At 44.4% G+C, this 20,545-nt stretch carries 19 protein-coding genes and 1 pseudogene; 13 read left to right on the top strand and 7 right to left on the bottom strand.

All coding sequences use genetic code 11. The features are described 5' to 3' along the window. The 11 genes and pseudogenes from IQQ51_RS26650 to lipA all read left to right on the top strand — a co-directional run. Positions 1-313 (top strand): annotated as a pseudogene (locus IQQ51_RS26650) (luciferase); the annotation flags it as partial. A gap of 12 nt (positions 314-325) precedes the next feature. After that, positions 326-1,351 (top strand): DNA polymerase III subunit delta, encoded by a 1,026-nt coding sequence (gene holA, locus IQQ51_RS04810; protein ID WP_050644379.1) that lies wholly within the window; start codon positions 326-328, stop codon positions 1,349-1,351. Between the two features lie 64 nt (positions 1,352-1,415). After that, a complete protein-coding gene (gene rsfS, locus IQQ51_RS04805; protein WP_004735247.1) occupies positions 1,416-1,733 on the top strand; it encodes a ribosome silencing factor in 318 nt (105 codons plus the stop codon). Positions 1,734-1,736: 3 nt separating this feature from the next. After that, a complete protein-coding gene (rlmH, locus tag IQQ51_RS04800) occupies positions 1,737-2,207 on the top strand; it encodes a 23S rRNA (pseudouridine(1915)-N(3))-methyltransferase RlmH (protein WP_004735246.1) in 471 nt (156 codons plus the stop codon). Positions 2,208-2,213: 6 nt separating this feature from the next. Next, positions 2,214-4,106: a penicillin-binding protein 2 gene (gene mrdA, locus IQQ51_RS04795; protein WP_193840509.1), complete on the top strand. Its 1,893-nt coding sequence runs from the start codon at positions 2,214-2,216 to the stop codon at positions 4,104-4,106. Further along, entirely contained in the window at positions 4,106-5,227 is a 1,122-nt protein-coding gene (gene rodA / locus IQQ51_RS04790) for a rod shape-determining protein RodA (RefSeq protein ID WP_048607962.1), read from the top strand. Before mrdA ends, rodA begins: the two co-directional genes overlap by 1 nt. A gap of 3 nt (positions 5,228-5,230) precedes the next feature. Further along, positions 5,231-6,070, top strand: coding sequence for a septal ring lytic transglycosylase RlpA family protein (locus IQQ51_RS04785; RefSeq protein WP_019820805.1), 840 nt, complete (start codon positions 5,231-5,233; stop codon positions 6,068-6,070). 93 nt (positions 6,071-6,163) lie between these two features. Continuing rightward, positions 6,164-7,345: a serine hydrolase gene (locus IQQ51_RS04780; protein WP_193840508.1), complete on the top strand. Its 1,182-nt coding sequence runs from the start codon at positions 6,164-6,166 to the stop codon at positions 7,343-7,345. Between the two features lie 232 nt (positions 7,346-7,577). Next, complete coding sequence (gene ybeD / locus IQQ51_RS04775) at positions 7,578-7,856, top strand: DUF493 family protein YbeD (RefSeq protein ID WP_026084358.1); 279 nt, start codon at positions 7,578-7,580, stop codon at positions 7,854-7,856. Between the two features lie 198 nt (positions 7,857-8,054). Then, a complete protein-coding gene (gene lipB / locus IQQ51_RS04770) occupies positions 8,055-8,714 on the top strand; it encodes a lipoyl(octanoyl) transferase LipB (protein WP_004737632.1) in 660 nt (219 codons plus the stop codon). Positions 8,715-8,718: 4 nt separating this feature from the next. Then, entirely contained in the window at positions 8,719-9,684 is a 966-nt protein-coding gene (lipA, locus tag IQQ51_RS04765) for a lipoyl synthase (protein ID WP_017059920.1), read from the top strand. A gap of 367 nt (positions 9,685-10,051) precedes the next feature. Here lipA and IQQ51_RS04760 read toward each other — a convergent pair whose 3' ends face one another. From IQQ51_RS04760 to IQQ51_RS04750, 3 genes are all read right to left on the bottom strand, one after another. Continuing rightward, positions 10,052-11,413, bottom strand: coding sequence for a sodium-dependent transporter (locus IQQ51_RS04760; RefSeq protein ID WP_050619915.1), 1,362 nt, complete (start codon positions 11,411-11,413; stop codon positions 10,052-10,054). Between the two features lie 314 nt (positions 11,414-11,727). Next, positions 11,728-12,486: a YggN family protein gene (locus tag IQQ51_RS04755; RefSeq protein ID WP_193840507.1), complete on the bottom strand. Its 759-nt coding sequence runs from the start codon at positions 12,484-12,486 to the stop codon at positions 11,728-11,730. Positions 12,487-12,574: 88 nt separating this feature from the next. Then, positions 12,575-13,048 (bottom strand): GreA/GreB family elongation factor, encoded by a 474-nt coding sequence (locus IQQ51_RS04750; protein WP_048614240.1) that lies wholly within the window; start codon positions 13,046-13,048, stop codon positions 12,575-12,577. Positions 13,049-13,193: 145 nt separating this feature from the next. Here IQQ51_RS04750 and IQQ51_RS04745 point away from each other — a divergent pair, with 145 nt between their 5' ends. Beyond that, a complete protein-coding gene (locus IQQ51_RS04745) occupies positions 13,194-15,128 on the top strand; it encodes a RecQ family ATP-dependent DNA helicase (RefSeq protein ID WP_193840506.1) in 1,935 nt (644 codons plus the stop codon). A gap of 107 nt (positions 15,129-15,235) precedes the next feature. On the opposite strand, the gene dinB is transcribed toward IQQ51_RS04745, so the two are convergent. Next, on the bottom strand, positions 15,236-16,312 hold the full coding sequence (dinB, locus tag IQQ51_RS04740; protein ID WP_048607974.1) for a DNA polymerase IV: 1,077 nt from the start codon (positions 16,310-16,312) through the stop codon (positions 15,236-15,238). Positions 16,313-16,476: 164 nt separating this feature from the next. On the opposite strand from dinB, the gene IQQ51_RS04735 reads away from it, so the two are divergent. Continuing rightward, entirely contained in the window at positions 16,477-17,715 is a 1,239-nt protein-coding gene (locus IQQ51_RS04735) for a response regulator (RefSeq protein WP_193840505.1), read from the top strand. Between the two features lie 135 nt (positions 17,716-17,850). Here the strand turns inward: IQQ51_RS04735 and nqrM are convergent, their stop codons facing one another. The 3 genes from nqrM to nqrF form a co-directional block, all read right to left on the bottom strand. Further along, complete coding sequence (gene nqrM / locus IQQ51_RS04730; RefSeq protein WP_009848378.1) at positions 17,851-18,105, bottom strand: (Na+)-NQR maturation NqrM; 255 nt, start codon at positions 18,103-18,105, stop codon at positions 17,851-17,853. A 16-nt stretch (positions 18,106-18,121) separates the two neighbouring features. Then, positions 18,122-19,126, bottom strand: a complete 1,005-nt coding sequence (locus IQQ51_RS04725; RefSeq protein ID WP_048607978.1) for an FAD:protein FMN transferase — start codon at positions 19,124-19,126, stop codon at positions 18,122-18,124. Positions 19,127-19,300: 174 nt separating this feature from the next. Further along, positions 19,301-20,527 (bottom strand): NADH:ubiquinone reductase (Na(+)-transporting) subunit F, encoded by a 1,227-nt coding sequence (nqrF, locus tag IQQ51_RS04720; protein WP_017631923.1) that lies wholly within the window; start codon positions 20,525-20,527, stop codon positions 19,301-19,303. Between the last annotated feature and the right edge of the window lie 18 nt (positions 20,528-20,545).

The following is a 20,545-nucleotide window of genomic DNA, read 5'->3' as shown; positions in this document are numbered from 1 at the left end:
TCTAGGCTCAAAGACGTTCTCAACCAGCGTAACCCGTAGTTACCTAGATAACCCGCTAACTGCACTTGCGAAGTCGGTTGAACGAGACATGATCGAAGATGAAATGCGTAAATTGGCAACAAGCCAAATCCTTCGTCAGATGGCTCGACTAAAAGCGAACATTGCCGCTGATAGCATGGATCTAGATGCACTAGAGCACGTTCAAGTGAAAGAGCTAGAAAAGCAATACAACATCAAGAATGTTGAAATTGACGACGTTGAGACCATACCAGCTTCAGAAGAACAACCAACACTTAGCGATTCGGCTGAGTAATAGGTTTATTTGATGCGTATTTTTGCTGACCGCTTATCAGAGCAACTTGCTAAACAGTTGAGTAATGTTTACCTAATTTTTGGTAACGAACCGCTACTGTTGCAAGAGAGCCGAGAAGCGATTCAAAAGGCTGCAAAACAACAAGGCTTTGAAGAACGTCACCGCTTTGCGATTGATAGCAGTCTCGACTGGAATCAAGTCTACGACTGCACTCAAGCACTGAGCCTATTCTCTAGCCGTCAGGTCATCGAGCTTGAACTGCCAGAGTCAGGCGTCAATGCCGCAATAGCGAAAGAGCTACTCGCAATCTCCGAGCATATCCACAGTGATATCCTGCTGATCTTGGTAGGCACTAAGCTAACCAAAGCTCAAGAAAGCGCTAAGTGGTTTAAGGCACTTTCGAATCAGGGTCACTGGGTCAGCTGCCTAACGCCAGATGTCAGCCGATTACCTCAGTTTGTCCAAGCACGCTGCCGTCAAATCGGTTTAACACCAGATCCTGAAGCGATTCAAATGCTGGCGCAATGGCATGAGGGTAATCTATTTGCTCTGACCCAAAGCCTAGAAAAACTGGCTCTCCAATACCCAGATGGAAAGCTCACGTTAGTACGCTTAGAAGAATCGCTGAGTCGACACAACCATTTTACTCCATTCCATTGGAGTGATGCGTTATTGGCAGGCAAAGGTAACCGAGCACAACGAATCCTACGTCAGCTAGAAGCCGAAGGTGTCGAACCCGTCATTTTATTGCGTAGCATACAACGTGAGCTTGCTCTGCTATTACAAATGCAGCAACAAATGAAACAGATGCCGATTGGTCAGGTTTTCGAGAAACACCGTATCTGGCAATCTAAAAAGCCTCTTTATAACGCCGCGCTAACAAGAGTTTCAATTTCTCAATTACACTCTTTGCTCGCGTTGCTCACTCAGGCTGAATTGATGACAAAAACTCAATATGAGCAGTCGCCTTGGCCACTAATTCATCAGTTAAGCGTAGAGTTTTGTATCCCTTCAGCTTCAATACCATTTCACGCATAAAAGCGTGGTATATTCTAGGGTCGACAGCCCCTAAAAAGCTAAATTCAGATTAAAGGAACACCCCGTGTTACGTGAAGAACTAAAAGATTTTCTTGCAGACAAAGCCGACGACATGAAAGCAGAATCGATTGTGACTATCGATGTAGAAGGCAAATCAAGCGTTACTGATTACATGATTGTTTGTACTGGCACCTCTAAGCGCCATGTTGCTTCTATTGCACAGCATGTTGCTGATGAAGTACGTAAAGCAGGCATGCAGCCACTAGGCATGGACGGCCAGCAAGAAGGTGAATGGGTTGTTCTAGATATGGGCACAAGCATGCTTCACGTTATGCAAGAAGAACACCGTGAACTGTACCAACTAGAAAAACTTTGGGGCTAAGCTTTGAAGATCCAGTTAATCGCAGTTGGCACAAAAATGCCGAAGTGGGTTGAAGAAGGCTTTAAAGAATACAAACGCCGCTTCCCTCATGATATGCCATTAGAGCTCATTGAAATCACTGCGGGAAAGCGCGGTAAAAATGCGGATATTGCACGCATTCTTCAAAAAGAAGGCGAAGCGATGTTGGCAGCGGTTCCGAAAGGCAACCGCATTGTCACGCTTGATATCCCAGGTAAAAAGTGGGACACCCCACAACTAGCAGAGCAATTGGAAAGTTGGAAGTTGGATGGACGCGACGTTTCTATCCTTATCGGCGGGCCTGAAGGATTAGCACCTGCATGTAAAGCGGCTGCAGACCAAAGTTGGTCTCTGTCTGCGCTTACTCTCCCTCACCCATTAGTACGCGTTATCATGGCTGAAAGCTTGTATCGAGCTTGGAGCATCACTGCTAACCACCCTTATCATCGAGAATAAGCGTTAATGTTACGTAAACGTAGCCAAATCCGTGATTACAAAGCAGAAGCACGACTATTTACTAATCGTGCTTTTGTTGCGTTTGCGGGGATCATAGTCATGATATCGATGTTGGTTGTTAACCTGTACAACATTCAGGTCAATCAATATCAAGACTATAAAACCCGCTCTAACGATAACCGCATCAAGGTCGTTCCAATCGCCCCCAACCGTGGTTTGATTTACGATCGTAATGGTGTGCTTCTTGCAGAAAATCGCCCGGTTTTCAACCTAGAAATCACACCAGAAAAAATCAAAGATATGGATGACACGCTCGTCCGTCTACAAGAATTAATCGAGATCCCGCCAGAGCGTATTGAACGATTTGATCGTGATCGTCGCAATTCACGACGCTTCAAGTCAGTACCTATCCTGAATCAGCTTACCGAAGAACAAGTTGCGATCTTCTCTGTAAATCAGCATAAGTTCCCAGGTGTTGAAGTTACAGGTACGCTAAAACGTTTCTACCCTTATGGTGATGTGTTAACTCACGTGATTGGCTACGTATCGCGCATCAATGACCGTGATATGCAGCGCTTGGTTCGCGAAGAGAAAGACGCCAATTACCAAGCCACTCGTGACATCGGTAAACTTGGTATTGAGCGCTACTACGAAGACATGCTGCACGGTACCGCTGGCTATCAAGAAGTCGAAGTTAACAGCCGTGGACGAGTGATCCGTACTCTTAAGTTTGTACCTTCGGTTCCAGGTAAAGATATCGTGCTCAACTTGGATATCAAGCTACAACTATACGTACATAAGTTACTTGATGGCCGCCGCGGTTCAGCTATCGTTCTCGACCCGAAAGACAATGGCGTGTTAGCGATGGTATCTAGCCCAAGCTACGACCCAAATGCATTCGTACATGGTATTTCGTCTAAAGGTTATAACGCCCTACTTCAAGACAAAGACCGCCCTTTGGTTAACCGTGCAACGCTAGGTATTTATCCACCAGCATCGACGATCAAGCCATTCATTGCTGTTGCGGCTCTGCAAGAAGGTGTGATTACACCCAATACAACGCGTAATGACCCAGGTTATTGGAAGATCCCTAATTCAAAAACAAGACCATTCCGTGACTGGTTACGTTGGGGACACGGCGTCGTTGATATAGAGAAAGCGATTGAAGAGTCAGTGGATACTTTCTTTTACCAAATTGCTTATGATCTCGGCATTGATCGCATATCCAAATGGATGATGATGTTCGGTTTTGGTGATTATACTGGCATCGATATTTATGAAGAAAGTAAAGCCAATATGCCAACTCGTGATTGGAAAATGGCAAGACACCGTGTGCCTTGGTACCAAGGTGACACCATCCCAGTTGGTATTGGCCAAGGCTACTGGACTGCAACACCAATGCAGATTGCAAAAGCCACATCAGTTTTGGTCAATGAAGGTGAAGTAACCGCACCTCACCTACTTCGTTCAACCATTGATAACGGTCGTCCATTCGATGAACAAATCATGTCGGACATTGAAACTTACCCACCGCTAACCGGGGTTAAGAAGAAGTATTGGGATATCGCTCAGGAAGGTATGAGGCTGGCTAACCACGGTAAGAAAGGTACGGCAAGACGTTCATTCCAGAAGATGCCTTACCAAACCGCTGGTAAATCGGGTACCGCGCAGGTATTCGGCTTAAAAGAAGATGAAGAGTACAACGCGGATGAAATCGCAGAGCACTTACGCGATCACGCCCTCTTTACGGGTTACGCGCCTTTTGAAGATCCTGAAGCCGTCGTAACTATCGTTCTAGAGAACGCAGGTGGCGGTTCTTCTAACGGCGGCCCAGTAGTAAGAAGGATTTTAGACCATATTATCCTTGCAGAAGATTATCAAAGTGAGCCAATTAAATAATGAAACTTGATCCTTCAACTGGACGAAATAGAGCCCTATTCGAAAGGCTGCATATCGACCTGCCGCTATTGCTTGGCATTCTGGTTTTAATGGGCTTTGCCCTACTGATCATGTACAGCGCAAGCGGACAAAGCCTTGCGATGATGGATCGCCAGGCGATGCGTATGGCTCTGTCTTTAGGTGTGATGATCTTCCTAGCGCAAATCTCTCCTCGCACTTATGAGACCTTGGCACCATTGCTGTTTGCAGGTGGTGTCATCTTACTATTAGGCGTGTTGTTCTTTGGTGAAGCCTCTAAAGGTGCCCAGCGTTGGTTAAACTTCGGCTTTGTTCGATTCCAACCCTCAGAGCTGTTAAAGCTCGCGGTACCTTTGATGTTGGCTCGATTTATCGGTAAGCGCTCACTTCCGCCCACCTTCCAAACATTAGCGATCTCGCTAGTGATGGTGTTTGTACCGACGATTCTAATCGCAAAGCAACCTGACCTAGGCACATCTATCCTTATCGCCGCATCTGGTATCTTCGTGATATTCCTGGCAGGTATCAGTTGGAAAATCATTGCTAGCGCTGCAATCGCGTTAGGGGCATTTATCCCAATCCTATGGTTCTTCTTGATGCGTGAATATCAAAAAGTACGTGTTAGAACCCTTTTTGATCCTGAATCAGATCCACTCGGTGCGGGTTACCACATCATTCAAAGTAAGATTGCGATAGGTTCGGGTGGTATATCTGGAAAAGGTTGGCTGCAAGGCACTCAATCTCAACTAGAGTTCATCCCTGAGCGTCATACCGACTTCATTTTTGCGGTCATCGCCGAAGAGTGGGGCATGATTGGTATATTGTTCTTGCTTGCTATCTACTTGTTCATTATTGGACGTGGCTTAGTGCTTGCGAGCCAAGCTCAAACCGCATTCGGTCGAATGATGGGCGGCAGTATTGTCCTGAGCTTCTTCGTTTATATTTTTGTAAACATTGGCATGGTAAGTGGCATTCTACCTGTGGTTGGTGTTCCTCTTCCTCTAGTCAGTTATGGCGGTACTTCAATGGTTACCCTTATGGCTGGTTTTGGTATTTTAATGTCGATCCATACACACAGAAAAGCATTCTCAAAGGCGACCTAATCGATGTCTATTACAACATTTCCAAAAAAAGCATCCTTGGTTGAAGAGCTGCCAATCAAAAAAATAGTCTCTATCTTGGGGCTAGCGATTTTAATCAATGGTTGTTCTTCAAAACAGCCAACAGGCCGCTACGATATTGATTCAGATATAGCACCAGATGCACCTATCTCAGTAGAGCATCTCGAGGATGCTCACCCTCAGTATGAACCTTATAGTTTAGGTGGTAACACGGATTACACTTTGCGTGGCGAAGACTACAAGATCGTAAAGAAGACCGAAGGGTTTACTGAGAAAGGCAAAGCCTCCTGGTACGGTAAAAAATTTCATGGTCACTTAACGTCTAATGGCGAGATCTACGACATGTATTCAATGTCGGCAGCTCACAAAACATTGCCAATTCCAAGCTATGTAAAAGTGACGAATACTGACAATAACAAAACGACGATTGTGCGTATCAATGACCGGGGCCCATTCCATGAAGGCCGAATCATTGACCTTAGTTATGCGGCAGCTTACAAGCTCGATGTGTTGAGAACCGGCACAGCAAATGTTGAGATTGAAGTCATTACTGTGGCTATGCCAACCGATGCAAATAAAAAGGCAGCTTTACCGCAATTTATTATTCAAGTCGCGACATCTCCACATGAAGATAGAACCGAGAAGTTAGCGAAAGATCTAGCCGAAAAGCTAGAAGTAGCAACGTTCTTGCAGCCAAATGATGACAACTACCGTCTGATGATTGGGCCATTTCATGACTATGCTCTGACTCAAGAGAAATTAGAACAAGTTAAGCTAATGGGTTACCCGTCAGCTTATATAAAAAAACACACCCTAACTCGCTAATTAATCTAACAGTTACTTCTGGTAATCAGCGCTCTGGTGTGACAGAGTGATTCTGTTAATATATGAATAGTTCACCAAATAATTGCATTCAAAATGATTAAATCTAATAAACTTGTTAAATCGATTTTTGCTACTTCTGTTGCTCTTTCTGCAACGATAGCTACATCGTCATTCGCCGCTCCTATTGTTGTTCCTGATGCACCTCAAATCGCCGCTAAAGGTTTTGTTCTGATGGATTACCATTCAGGCAAAGTACTAGCAGAGAAAGAGATGAATACTCAGCTTTCTCCAGCAAGTTTAACCAAGATGATGACGAGCTACGTGATCGGCCAAGAGCTCGATCGTGGCAACATCAACCTAAACGACGATGTTGTAATCAGTGAAAATGCTTGGGCTAAAAACTTCCCAGATTCATCTAAGATGTTCGTTGAAGTTGGCACTACGGTTAAAGTTGAAGAACTGAACCGCGGTATCATCATTCAATCGGGTAACGATGCATGTGTTGCTATGGCTGAACACATCGCTGGCTCTGAAGATGCATTCGTTGACCTAATGAACGCTTGGGCAAGCTCTATCGGCATGAAAGACACGCACTTTGCTAACGTGCACGGTCTAGACAACCCGAACCTATACTCAACGCCTTACGATATGGCACTACTTGGTCAGGCGCTAATTCGCGACGTGCCAGACGAGTACCGTATCTACTCACAGAAGAAATTCACATACAACGGCATCACCCAATACAACCGTAACGGTCTGTTATGGGATAAGAGCATGAACGTTGATGGCATCAAAACGGGCCACACAAGCAATGCAGGTTACAGCCTAGTAAGTTCAGCGACAGAAGGCAAAATGCGCCTAGTTGCTGTAGTTATGGGCACCAAGAATGCGAATGCTCGTAAAACAGAAAGCAAAAAACTGCTTAGCTACGGCTTCCGCTTCTTTGAAACAGTGGCACCACACACAGCCGGTGAAACCTTCGTAGAAGAGAAGATCTGGATGGGTAGCAAGGACACAGTTGCACTAGGTGTAAACGAAGATACGTTCGTGACGCTACCTCGTGGTCAAGCTAAGAACCTGAAGGCAAGCTTCGTTCTTGAGAAAGAACTAGAAGCGCCAATCAGCAAAGGCGATGTAGTTGGTAAACTATTCTACCAAGTTGATGGTGAAGACGTTGCTGAATACCCACTACTAGCACTTGAAGATGTAGACCAAGGCAGCCTATTCAGCCGCCTATGGGACTACCTAGTTCTTCTGTTCAAGGGTTTATTCTAAACAAGCCAAAGGTTTGTTCTAGGTAAAACCTAAGCTTATTGTATAGCTAACCTAATGAGTAAGTTCATGATTTACTCATTAGCGAACCAAAAGCCGCCATGTGCGGCTTTTGTTGATCTTGAGTTCGGTGATATTTACACGTAATATTCCGCCTTATTACTCGTGTCTGTTGACCGAACACGCTTTTTATCGACATTTCGCCAATTTGCGAGAGTCTAGCCTTTTGGAGCTAATCATGAACATCAATTCTGATGCAAAACTAAAAGACCTCTTAGAGTTCCCTTGTTCATTCACTTACAAAGTAATGGGCCACGCTAAGCCAGAACTGACTGAGCTAGTACTAGAAGTGATCCAGCGTCATGCTCCTGGTGACTACAGCCCAACGCTAAAACCGAGTGCGAAAGGTAACTACCACTCTGTTTCTATCAATATTACTGCGACTTCAATTGAACAAGTAGAAACTCTTTATAAAGAACTGGGCGAGATCGAAATCGTTCGTATGGTTCTGTAGTAATCTCCGATTACACATGAAAAACAGCGGCTTATTGCCGCTGTTTTTGTTTAAAGCACCCTATCTAGCTCAAATTCATTCAACTTAATTTTCAATAAATACAAAGAAAGTTGAAAAACCTTGCAGTCCGTCTGTAGTTAGAATCATGTTTCGCGTTTATAATGCGTTCACTTTATTAATCCTTGAGGGAGTGCAGCTTTGCAAAATAAGCTAATCGTAAAAAAATTAGGCCGTCAGGATTACGAACCTGTATGGAAAGCCATGCATAAGTTCACAGACGAACGCACGGAAGAAGACGTAGACCAAGTTTGGTTGGTTGAACACAACCCTGTCTTCACTCAAGGACAAGCAGGCAAAGCTGAGCATGTATTAAATGCCGGTGATATCCCTGTAATACAAAGCGATCGCGGTGGCCAAGTGACTTATCACGGCCCAGGCCAATTAGTGGCTTACTTTCTGATTAACATCCGCCGCAAGAAATTCGGAGTGCGTGATTTGGTTACTCATATCGAGAACCTCGTAATCAATACTCTGAAAGCTTACAATATAGATTCAGCTGCCCGACCTGACGCTCCTGGTGTTTATGTCGATGGCAAGAAAATCTGTTCACTCGGATTACGTATTCGACGTGGCTGCTCGTTCCACGGGCTAGCACTCAACGTCGATATGGACCTGTCTCCATTCCTACGTATTAACCCATGTGGTTACCAAGGTATGGAAATGGCGCAGGTAAGCCAACTCGGCGGACCAAGTGAACTAGAAAACGTTGAGCAACAGTTAATACAAGAGCTCGTAGAGCTACTCGGCTATGACCAAGTAGACATTCAAGCCACCAGTAACATTACAGCAGAAGCATAAAATCATGAGCAAACCAATCCAAATGGAAAAAGGCGTTAAATATCGTGACGCTGACAAAATGGCATTAATTCCCGTAAAGAATATGCCTGCTGAACAGAAAGAAGTTCTACGTAAGCCTGAATGGATGAAGATTAAACTTCCTTCAGACAGCCATCGTATTCAAGAAATCAAATCAGCAATGCGTAAAAACAACCTGCACTCAGTTTGTGAAGAAGCGTCTTGCCCTAACCTAGCCGAGTGTTTCAACCACGGTACGGCAACGTTTATGATTCTTGGCGCTATCTGTACTCGTCGCTGCCCGTTCTGTGATGTTGCCCATGGTCGCCCTGTTGCTCCTGAAGCTGAAGAGCCGAAGAAACTGGCTAAGACGATTAAAGACATGAAACTGAAGTACGTTGTAATCACTTCAGTTGACCGTGATGACTTGCGTGACGGCGGTGCTCAGCACTTTGCTGACTGTAACCGTGAGATTCGCGAACTAAACCCAAATATTCGTATCGAAACACTGGTTCCAGACTTCCGCGGTCGTATGGACGTTGCACTTGATCTAATGAAAGACAACCCGCCAGATGTTTTCAACCACAACCTAGAGACAGCGCCACGTCTATACCGTAAAGCGCGTCCAGGTGCGAACTACAAGTGGTCTCTTGATCTACTGAAGAAATTCAAAGAGCAGCACCCTGATATCCCAACAAAATCGGGTGTGATGATGGGTCTTGGTGAGACAAAAGAAGAGATCGTTCAAGTACTGAAAGACCTTCGTGAACATGGTGTGACGATGCTGACACTAGGCCAATACCTAGCACCAAGCCGTCACCACTTACCAGTAGAACGCTACGTGCCGCCTTCTGAGTTCGATGAGCTGAAAGAGATTGCTCTAGAGCTAGGCTTCACTCACGCAGCGTGTGGCCCGTTTGTACGTTCTTCTTACCATGCAGACTTACAAGCTCAAGGTATGGAAATTAAGTAATCACGATTGCTTAACGAACAATGCAAAGGCGCTGAATATTATGTTCAGCGCCTTTTTTCTATCTTGTTCGCGCCGCTATAGCTTTATATTTCGTGCCACTAAGCTTTATATAAAAACAACAAAGCCACTCTTTATGAGTGGCTTTGTGCTTAATATTTCAAGTTCTGAGGGTTGATACCAATCGTAGTAAATAACTGTTCACCCTAGCTTGTTAAAATGCTCGATAACTGCGTTGGAATTTTTGATTGTAGAATAACTACTTATCGAAAAATTCCGCCTTGTTCTCAAGCCTTTTTCCTACACTATTTTTGATCACTTACTTACTGTGATTGGTATTAGTTTCAGAGACTCCAGATAGGGCTCAGCGTTAACCAAAAGAAGCCCAGATAACCGTTGCGACCAAAATTGGGCACACAAACTTCACATACATCGGCCAAACCTTGCCAAACCAGCCCAATTGGAAATCAGGACAACCTTGCTCAAGTTCTTTCACTTTTGAAGCTCGGCTCCATACCCAACCACCAAACACGCAGAACATCAGTGCAGCGACGGGTTGAAGGTACTGAGTTGCAATCATCGCTACCATGCCAAACATCGCAGCAAAGTTGTAAACAATCACCACACTAAACAGCGCGATAGCACCACCAATCACCCAGCTTGTTGGCGTTCGTCTAGTATTGAAACGCTCACTCACTAGCGCTACAGGGCCTTCAAGCATCGAAATCGACGAAGTCAGTGCAGCAATCGTTAGTAGTAAGAAGAACACAATCGCAAAGATCTGACCAAGCACACCTAAACTATCAAACATCAACGGCAGAACCGTGAATACTAGCGTGTCAGAACTTAATAATGAGCCGTCTTCCGCATAGATTTGAACGCCTTTTTGCATCGCAACAAACATTGCAGGCATCACCACTAGGCCAGCAATAAAAGCCACTGCGGTATCCACCAGAGTTACGTTCATCGCCATTTTTGGTAGGTTCTCTTTCTTGCTTAAGTAAGAGCCATAAACCAACATCGAGCAACCACCAATAGTGAGTGAGAAGAAGCCCTGCCCCATTGCCGCCAGAATCAGTTTTCTATCCCACACTTTCTCAAAGTCCGGAACTAGGTAATGTTTTAGGCCTTCCATCGCGCCAGATTGCGTCATGATGTAAACAAACAATAAGCCAAATAAAACAAACAGCGCAGGCATCAAGCGAGTCGACCATTTCTCGATGCCTTGCTTAACACCGCCCTGCACAATCAAGATAGTCAGTACATAAAATGCGACGGTGCCAAATACGTTGCGCTCAACACTGAAGCCTTTAAACCAATCAGCAACAGTCTCTAGACCAATCAGATCCGCGACCGCACCAATTAGGAAGCAGATCAACCAACCACCAACGATACTGTAAAACGCCAACACAGCGCTTGGTACACTCAGTCCAATCCAACCGACAAACTCACCGACTTTCTTACCCAAAGGGTTTGTCGTCAAAGATCGCATACTATCAACTGGGTTTGCTTGGCCGTGACGGCCGATAGCCATCTCAACCACCAGCATAGGGAAAGCAACCACGAAGATCATGATCAAATAGACTAAAAGGAAAGCGCCACCACCATTGCTGGCAACTTGAGTCGGGAAACCCCAAATATTACCCAAGCCAACCGCTGCACCAGCCGCGGCTAAAATAAAGCCTAAACGAGAGCTAAAGTGCTCTCTTGAAGAGGAAGATTGTTGGTCCATATCGCCCGCATTAAAAATCAGTGAACTAGTTGAGAAGTACAGTAATAAAAAGCAATGATAGGCACAACCAATAAATGAATAATTATCTTATTTTTACAATCAATGCGCTATTTATAACCACAAAATTAACAAACCACTGGTGTTATCGTTCACCAAATGACAACCAGTCAAGATGTAGACCTAGAAAAACGAAGAAAGTATATCGAGTTAAATGCTCGTGCGGCTGAACCCATAGATCCATAAACACCTACATCCATAAGCACATACAAAAAGAGCACCAAACGGTGCTCTTGTGATTCATCAGTCGATCCAGATTAGATCGTGAAGACTTGATAGTCTTTTAGGTTCGGAATGATTTCATGCAGTTCTTGCTCTTGTTCTGCCATCTCATCAAGTGAATCACAGAACTCATTCGCTTCTTCTTGTACTTGTTGAGAGTGTTCTTTCATTCGCTCTTCAACTTTCAGCTTTAATTCAGCCATGCTGTCAGCCAATTCAGTCAGGTTTAGGCCACCATCTTGTTTCATCTTTTCTGACATCGCATTAAAAGCACTAGAGATAAATTCTTGGTTAAAGATTTCTTTCGCCTTCTCGAAATCTTCAGACCAGCCATTGGCCATCGAATCAAAGCTATCTGCAGGTAACACTAACTCGCCATCTTTGTAATAACGTGCTTCCAGTTCTGCAAAGTAGGTTTTCATTGATTCTTTTACATTATCAAATGACTCAGGTGAATCTAGGCTAGCCGCGATATCATCAATCACGTCATTAGCTAGCGCTAAGCTATCGTTCGCCATTTGTTTCGCTCGAGGTAAGTAATCACTCATGTTTTCGCGGTATTTCTCAATCGCCGCTTGTTGGTCGGCATCAAGCTCAACCTTCTCACCATGGATATAGAGATCGTTGTTATCATCAAAAACGGCCGTATCACCATTCACTTGATGGATTTCGACTTTTTGGTCATCGATTCGTAATTCATTCTTCAAATCGACTCGACACTGCGCTGCAAACGTTGGCAGGCTCACAACAGCGATAACCGCTGTTAGTGATGCAATTAATACATTGTTTTTCATAACATCCTCTCATCAATCTGACAGATTACTATACCCTTGGTATATGCTTCTTTGTCAGAGAAACGTTTAATATCTACTAATCAACCAGTTAGTCGATAGAGATAACTTCGTAGCAAAACTGTTTATCTGCGACCTTAAACTCAATCTCATCACCAACTTCTTTACCCATTAGAGCCTGACCGAAAGGTGCATTCGCCGTCACAATAGCTACTTCCTTGTCATTCCACGTGACAGAAAGTCCGCCGACTCTCGGCCCCATAAAGAAATGTTTATATTGATCATGCTCGTCAATGACCACAACATAACTACTCACCGTAATCTTCTCACTATCACGCAACACTAAGTTACGATAACACTGAATGTCGTCTTCACACTCTTGTACTCTCACCGCTTGACCATGGGCAAGATACGAAGCTTCTAGCGCCAATGTATCGTACTTATGCTCAGGCACTGTCTCTTCATCTGTCGCAGCGTCAATCGCACGCTGAGTCGCAGATTGTGCGATACGTAATCGGGATTCGAGTTGCTCTATGATTATTTGGCGAAGCTCAGACTTATTCATACTATTGGGGTGCTTTTCTATAGGAGCTACAGAATAGAATTAGGTACAATCAGGTGCAAGACATTTGATTCATCAAGCGACGCTATCATGAATAGGCGCCCGCTTTAGCATCAATACGACACTTAATAACTCAGGTAGAACATAAATGATTGAGCAGAAGCTAAAACAAGTATTCGGATTCGACTCACTGCGTAATGGGCAAAAGCAAGTCATTGATAACGTTCTATCTGGTCACTCGACTGCCGCGATATTCCCGACAGGCTCAGGTAAATCGCTGTGCTATCAATTACCAGCATTAGAGTTACCGCACTTAACCTTGGTGATATCGCCGCTGCTAGCCTTGATGAAAGACCAACTCGCTTTCCTGCACAGTAAAGGCATTAGTGCAGCTGCAATCGAATCAAGCCAAGACAGACAAACCACACAACAGGTTATGCAGTCGGTACGTTACGGTGACACCAAGATCCTCATGATCTCCGTTGAGCGCTTGAAGAACGAACGCTTTCGCCAGTTTATCTCTCAAGTGCCGATCTCGTTATTGGTGGTAGATGAAGCGCACTGTATTTCAGAATGGGGACACAACTTCAGACCCGATTACCTGAAGCTTCCTCAATACCAAAAGCAGCTCAATATTCCTCAGGTTCTGCTACTGACAGCCACTGCGACCACATCGGTTATCCAAGACATGAAGTCAAAGTTTGAAATTGATGAAGAGCGCGTTGTGGTTACGGGTTTCTATCGTCAAAATCTCGATCTGTCGATTCAACCTTGCGAACAAACCAGTAAGCTAGAAACCTTGTGCAATGTGGTTAACCAAGCTTCTCTCGCTCCGACTATTGTTTATGTCACCCTTCAACAAACAGCAGAGATGGTTGCTCAGCAACTTCGTAACGCTGGCGTTAATGCCGTGGCTTACCATGCGGGTCTTAAGCCTGAAAACCGAGATGCAATTCAGCACCAATTCATGAATGATGACGTGAGCTGTATCGTGGCAACCATTGCGTTTGGTATGGGCGTGGATAAGTCCAATATTCGCCGAGTTATTCACTTTGACTTACCAAAATCGATAGAGAACTACTCACAAGAGATCGGCAGAGCTGGCCGAGATGGGCAAGCGTCTGAATGTATTCTACTCGCTAACAAACATGGTTTGAGCACACTCGAGAACTTCGTTTTTGGTGATACGCCAGACAACATATCGATCCAAGCGGTATTAAAAGAGATCTACGAAAATCAAAACATTGGCGCTTCTGGCTCGAATCAATGGGAGATCATGCTTAATCAACTATCACGTGAATCCAATATTCGTCAGTTACCGCTAAAAACACTGTTGGTGTATCTCGAAATTGAAGGCGTGATTGAGCCTAAGTACAGCTACTTCGCAGACTACAAATTTAAGTTCATTCGTCCAAAACAACAAATCACCGAACAGTTCCAAAATGAACGCCGTCAATTTGTCGAAGCTATTTTCCAATGCTCTCCTCAAGCTAGAGTGTGGTGCCAAGTCGACTTCGATGCGCTTTGGACACACTTCCAAGCCGATCGTCAGCGTGTGATTGCGGCTATCGACTACTTCAATGAACAAGGTTGGATTGAACTGGAAAGCAAGCAGATCACCGATGTCTACGCGATCCACAATACCTCTGAAGATATGATGCAACTGTCAGAGCGCCTTACTGAGTTGTTTAAAGCAAAAGAGCACAGTGAGATAAACCGCCTTAACCAAATGCTGAACTTCTTTGAAGCAGATACTTGCCTAAGCTCACGCCTTGCAAGTTACTTTGCCGATGATAAAGCACCAACAAACTGCGGTCATTGCTCTGTATGTAGAGGAAAAGTGGCAATCTTACCAACCGTTGATGTTGACCCTGTCGATGATGAGACGGTGATGACATGGATACATGAGTTTATTTCGGCTAGCCAACAACTGATTACCGACGAGGCAATTACTCGCTTCTTATGTGGAATCGCCACCCCGCTTTCAACCAAACTCAAAGCCAGCAAAATGGTCGGTTACGGTAAGCTAGAGCAGCAACCATTCAGTGATACCTTAGCGCGAGTTAAACAGCTTCCTAGGTAAGCTAATTTCTATACTTAGGTAAACCGGCTAGGCTGTAAAGTCTAGTCGGTATTCAAACACCAACACTTCCAGTAACACCTCTGAGCCTAAATTCTCAGCGCCTTTCCCTAAAAGAAACTCAGCTGACGCATTTGGTCTTTAGGTTGCAGCATTACGCTTAAACCAAGCAGGCGTATTTCTCGCCCCTGTTGTCTTTTCAGTATTTCACTGAGCAGTTCTTTGAAGTGTTCACGATCGAGAGAGGCATGGATGTGTTCAATCGTGGTTTGTTGAAAGTCGGCGAATTTGAGCTTAATACCCTGCTTGATGATCGCTTTACTTGGGCTGGCTTTTTCTAAGCGAGTTTCAAGTTCAGGAAACAGCTTGTCTTCGATTACCTGCCAACATTCTGCGTAGGTTGAAATGTTTTGGGTGAAGGTGCGCTCTACGCCTACCGATTTTCGCTCGCGCTCGATGATAACTTCTCTATCATCAATGCCATGACTGCGCTTCCAGAGTGATGCGCCTTGACGGCCAAACTTGAGTAGCAAGTCTCGATAATCAGACTCTTTGATATCCTTACAAGTAAAGAAACCCGCTTGATGCAGCTTTTCAATGCTCACCTTGCCGACACCGGGAATCTTTTCAAGTGGTAGCTCATCAATCACTGATTGCACGTCCTGTGGAGGGATAACAAACTGACCATTTGGCTTATTCAGATCTGAGGCCACTTTCGCCAAGAATTTAATCGGCGCAATTCCTGCGGAAGCGGTCAGGTTAAGCTCATTCCAGATATCACGGCGAATCGACTCGGCAATCAGAGTGGCCGAACCATGGCACTGCTTAGAATCGGTGACATCAAGGAAAGCTTCATCCAAGGAAAGAGGTTCAATGATTGATGTGTATCGAGAGAAGATTTCGCGGATCTTTTTAGATATCTCGACATAGACCGACATTCTTCCCGGCACAACCAATAGATTAGGACAAAGCTGTAGGGCTTTTCCGGTCGGCATTGCAGAGCGAACACCAAACTTGCGGGCTTCGTAATTACAGGTACTCAAAACACCGCGTTGCTTTTCATGCCCACCAACAGCTAACGGGCGATTTCGGTAAGCAGGGTTATCACGCATTTCTACAGCCGCGTAAAAACAATCCATATCAACATGAATTATTTTTCTTACTTTCTCTTCACCCGCGCTACACATCTAGGAATTACTCGACCTTACAACTGTATCTATAAACAGTATAATCCAATTATTATCAGATTTAAAACGATCTCGAGTCCAGCTAAAGAGGTTTCGCTTCAATAGCCATGAGCTCTTCTGATACTATTGTTAACGAGTATTTAGTCTATAAGTAGGGATCGCTTGTGAGTGAAAAAATACTAGTAGTGGAAGATAGCCGAGCATTCCGCAACTACCTGTACCAACAGCTTAAAAATAGCGGTTATGAGGTAGCAGTTGCTGAATCGATTGCAGAAGCAAAAAACATCTTGGAACAAGAGACGGATTTCTTGTGTGCCGTATTGGATTACTGCTTACCTGACGGGCAAGACGGTGAGATCATTGATCTCGTCTTAGGCTATCAACAGAAAATAATTGTCCTGACCGGGATGTTCGACAATCAACTACGAGAGCAAGTCCTAGCCAAAGGCGTTATCGATTACATACTTAAAGACAGTATGTCATCAGTAAGCTACCTACTCCCTCTAGTTCAAAGAATTTCGAATAATCGCTACCACAAAGCATTGGTTGTCGATGATTCAACGGTCGTTCGCCGTTACATAGTTCAACTTCTAGAACACCAATATATCCAAACAATCCAAGCCGAAGATGGCGAACAAGCATTAAAGCTTCTTCATAACGACCCTGATATTACATTCGTTGTTACAGACCATGATATGCCGAAGAAAGACGGTATAGCGATGATCCGTGAGATTCGACGCGATCACGACAGAAACCAGTTGGCTATTCTAGGGTTATCGGGCAGCGATGACCGCACCATGACAGCTCGATTCCTTAAAGCGGGGGCTAACGACTTCCTTTACAAACCTTTTAACCAAGAAGAATTTTTCTGCCGTATCCATCAACTGCTTGATATGAAAGAAGCGACAAACGAGCTATTTCGACATGCTAACGAGGATGCTCTTACTGGCTTATGGAATCGTCGCTACCTATTCAATCATCCTTGTAAGGGCTGCGATCAACGAAACATCGCGATGATGGATATCGACTTCTTTAAGAAAGTGAATGATACCTTTGGCCACGATGGTGGTGATGCCGTGCTGATCGATGTAGGGAAAATCATCAAAGATCATTTCAAAGACGATGTCGCTGTGCGCTTCGGCGGCGAAGAGTTTTGTATTCAGTCGTGCGGCTCGTTTGAGAGCTTCGTTGACAACTTAGAGTCCATGAGAGAAGCCATTGAAAGCCATGTAGTTGAGCATGACTCTCAAAAAATCAAGGTCAGTATCAGTATCGGCGTAACCGATTTAGACGCGAAGTTAGATGAACAGATCAAAGCCGCTGATGAGCTTCTTTATACGGCAAAAGAGCAAGGTAGAAACCAGTTAGTGTTTGCGCGCAACAGCATGCAAATCGAACAATAGTCATTCGCTTTTGTTTCCATCGTTAATCTGCCAAGATAAATGACTAAGCCTCAAAACCAAAAAAGCTCAAGACGATAATCTTGAGCTTTTCAATTTAAGGGCATAGATAACTCTACCCCTTATGACTGTCACCAATTAAGCGATACGGTCTTTACTCCAAGCCGCTTCTTTTTGTTGACGCTCAGCCAGCTTCTCTTCACGGTAAGCTTCACGTGCTTCACGCTTCTTACGCGCGTCACAAGGTTCAGGGCAGTTACATACTTTATCAATACCAACAGCACCCAAACCGCCACAGCTACCTTTCACAACTTTCTTTTGGATAATGTAGCCAATTGACATCGCTGCGATTACTGCAAGAAAAACACCAAATGTAATCAGAAATGTATTCATAATTATCTCGCTTACCTTATTTACCTAAGTATGGCTTAAATGCTTCAGAAGCAATTTCTTTAAAGCCATCTGCTGTTTTTACCACCATGAACACTGGGATGTTATGTTGGTTTGCGACTTCCATTCCTTTTTCCTCACCTAAGACCATAAGGCCTGTAGATAAGCCGTCTGCAGTCATTGAAGACGGGTTTAAAACAGTCACAGAAACCACTTTATGATGAAGAGGCTTTCCTGTTTCTGGGTTGATGATGTGTGAGTAACGAACACCATCACGCTCAAAATAGTTGCGGTAGTCACCAGACGTTGCGATCGCCATATCACCAGGTTCGATGATCTCTTGAATGTTGCGCTCGTCAATACTTGGTTTCTCGATGGCAATACGCCAGCCTACACTTTCACGGTTTAGGCCTTTCAAACGGATTTCACCGCCTACTTCTACCATGTAGTTGTGAATACCAATTGAATCAAGGTAATCAGCAACAACATCAACGCCCCAACCTTTTGCAATGGTTGACAGGTCGACGTACAAATTAGGCAAGTCTTTAGTTAGCTTGTTGCCTTCAACGCTCAAGTGGTGAATACCAACTTTAGCTTTACGAGCAGCAAGCTCTTCATCTGATGGAACCACTTCCGGACGAGCTTCAGGACCAAAGCCCCACAGATTAACTAATGGACCAACCGTAACGTCCAACGCTCCTTCAGTAAGACCGTTCAAACGAATCGCTTCTTTCACAACGATAGCGGTTTGTTCAGAGACTTCGAATGCGTCCGCGCCTTTATGTTGGTTGAAACGGCTCAGCTCTGAATCTTCACGGTAAGTCGACATTTGATCATTCACTTCTTCAAGTAGACGATCGATCTCAGTATGAACTTCATTAGACTCAGGAAATTCATCACCATTGATGTATTTAATGTTGTAACTGGTACCCATTGTTGGGCCACTTAAATGCACTTGCTCTCTTGCCTGCTCACAGCCCGCAAGAAAAATCAAAGAAGTTAATGCAACAAGCCAAATTCTCACTTGCTTACTCCTGTCTAATGTTGAGGATTTATATAAGGAAAAATAAGAGTAAAAAATAGGTATTTTGAATGCCTTACTCTTTCTTATATAAGCCAGTATGTTGTCAAAAATAGTCTTAGAAAAACAAATGGCTGACTCGTGAGAGTCAGCCATAATATCAATCACTTAAATGGATTAACCACCGAAGTCATCTAGTAGGATGTTTTCATCTTCTACACCAAGATCTTTCAGCATGCCGATAACAGCCGCGTTCATCATTGGTGGACCACACATGTAGTACTCACAGTCTTCAGGAGCTTCGTGATCCTTCAGGTAGTTTTCGTACAATACGTTGTGGATGAAACCTGTGTAACCGTCCCAGTTGTCCTCTGGTTGAGGATCAGACAGAGCACAGTGCCACACGAAGTTCTCGTTTGCAGCCGCTAGGCCATCGAAATCTTCAATGTAGAACATCTCACGCTTAGAACGTGCACCGTACCAGTAAGACATCTTACGAGTAGAGTTAAGACGCTTAAGTTGGTCGAAGATATGTGAACGCATTGGCGCCATACCTGCACCACCACCGATGAATACCATTTCATTGTCTGTGTCTTTAGCAAAGAACTCACCAAATGGACCAGAAATAGTACATTTGTCGCCTTCTTTAAGAGACCAGATGTATGAAGACATCACACCAGGAGCTACGTCAGGGTTGTTTGGTGGCGGAGTTGCGATACGCACGTTAAGCTTGATGATGCCTTTCTCTTCTGGGTATGAAGCCATAGAGTAAGCACGGATCGAATGCTCTTTAACGATAGACTCGTAACGGAACAAGTTGAACTTATCCCAGTCACCACGGTATTCCTCAGGAATATCGTAATCTGCGTATTTCACGTGATGTGGTTCAGCTTCAATCTGAATGTAACCACCCGCGCGGAACGGAACTTCTTCACCTTCAGGGATCGCTAGAGCAAGTTCTTTGATGAAAGTAGCTTCGTTGTTATTCGAGATAACAGTACATTCCCACTTTTTAACACCAAAGATATCTTCGTCTAGTTCAATCTCCATGTCAGTTTTCATAGCAACTTGACATGCAAGACGTTCGCCTTCGCGAGCTTCACCTTTTGTGATGTGATCAAGTTCAGTTGGAAGGATGTCGCCACCACCAGACTTAACTTTTACACGACACTGACCACAAGAGCCACCGCCACCACAAGCAGAAGATACGAAGATACCAGCGCCAGCTAGGGCACCAAGTAGCTTGCTACCAGGTTGAGTAACGATCGCCTTTTCAGGGTCGCCGTTTACAGCAATAGTGATGTCACCTGATGGTACTAGCTTAGACTTAGCGAAAAGAATCACTAGTACTAGAGCCAATACAATAATGGTAAACATCGCTACGCCAAGAATAATGCTTTGCATTTGTTATTCCTTATTACT

The sequence above is a fragment of the Vibrio sp. OPT18 genome, from assembly GCF_015163615.1.
GTDB lineage: Bacteria > Pseudomonadota > Gammaproteobacteria > Enterobacterales > Vibrionaceae > Vibrio > Vibrio coralliirubri.
Note: the sequence above shows the minus strand (reverse complement) of the source record. Positions and strands in the feature narration are given on the sequence as shown.

Excerpts from the sequence above, each read along its gene's own strand:
- holA (WP_050644379.1), top strand. The coding sequence starts at position 326 with ATGCGTATTTTTGCTGACCGCTTATCAGAGCAACTTGCTAAACAGTTG.
- mrdA (WP_193840509.1), top strand. The coding sequence starts at position 2,214 with ATGTTACGTAAACGTAGCCAAATCCGTGATTACAAAGCAGAAGCACGA.
- rodA (WP_048607962.1), top strand. The coding sequence starts at position 4,106 with ATGAAACTTGATCCTTCAACTGGACGAAATAGAGCCCTATTCGAAAGG.
- IQQ51_RS04785 (WP_019820805.1), top strand. The coding sequence starts at position 5,231 with ATGTCTATTACAACATTTCCAAAAAAAGCATCCTTGGTTGAAGAGCTG.
- IQQ51_RS04780 (WP_193840508.1), top strand. The coding sequence starts at position 6,164 with ATGATTAAATCTAATAAACTTGTTAAATCGATTTTTGCTACTTCTGTT.
- lipA (WP_017059920.1), top strand. The coding sequence starts at position 8,719 with ATGAGCAAACCAATCCAAATGGAAAAAGGCGTTAAATATCGTGACGCT.
- IQQ51_RS04760 (WP_050619915.1), bottom strand. The coding sequence starts at position 11,413 with ATGGACCAACAATCTTCCTCTTCAAGAGAGCACTTTAGCTCTCGTTTA.
- IQQ51_RS04755 (WP_193840507.1), bottom strand. The coding sequence starts at position 12,486 with ATGAAAAACAATGTATTAATTGCATCACTAACAGCGGTTATCGCTGTT.
- IQQ51_RS04750 (WP_048614240.1), bottom strand. The coding sequence starts at position 13,048 with ATGAATAAGTCTGAGCTTCGCCAAATAATCATAGAGCAACTCGAATCC.
- IQQ51_RS04745 (WP_193840506.1), top strand. The coding sequence starts at position 13,194 with ATGATTGAGCAGAAGCTAAAACAAGTATTCGGATTCGACTCACTGCGT.
- dinB (WP_048607974.1), bottom strand. The coding sequence starts at position 16,312 with ATGTGTAGCGCGGGTGAAGAGAAAGTAAGAAAAATAATTCATGTTGAT.
- nqrM (WP_009848378.1), bottom strand. The coding sequence starts at position 18,105 with ATGAATACATTTCTGATTACATTTGGTGTTTTTCTTGCAGTAATCGCA.
- nqrF (WP_017631923.1), bottom strand. The coding sequence starts at position 20,527 with ATGCAAAGCATTATTCTTGGCGTAGCGATGTTTACCATTATTGTATTG.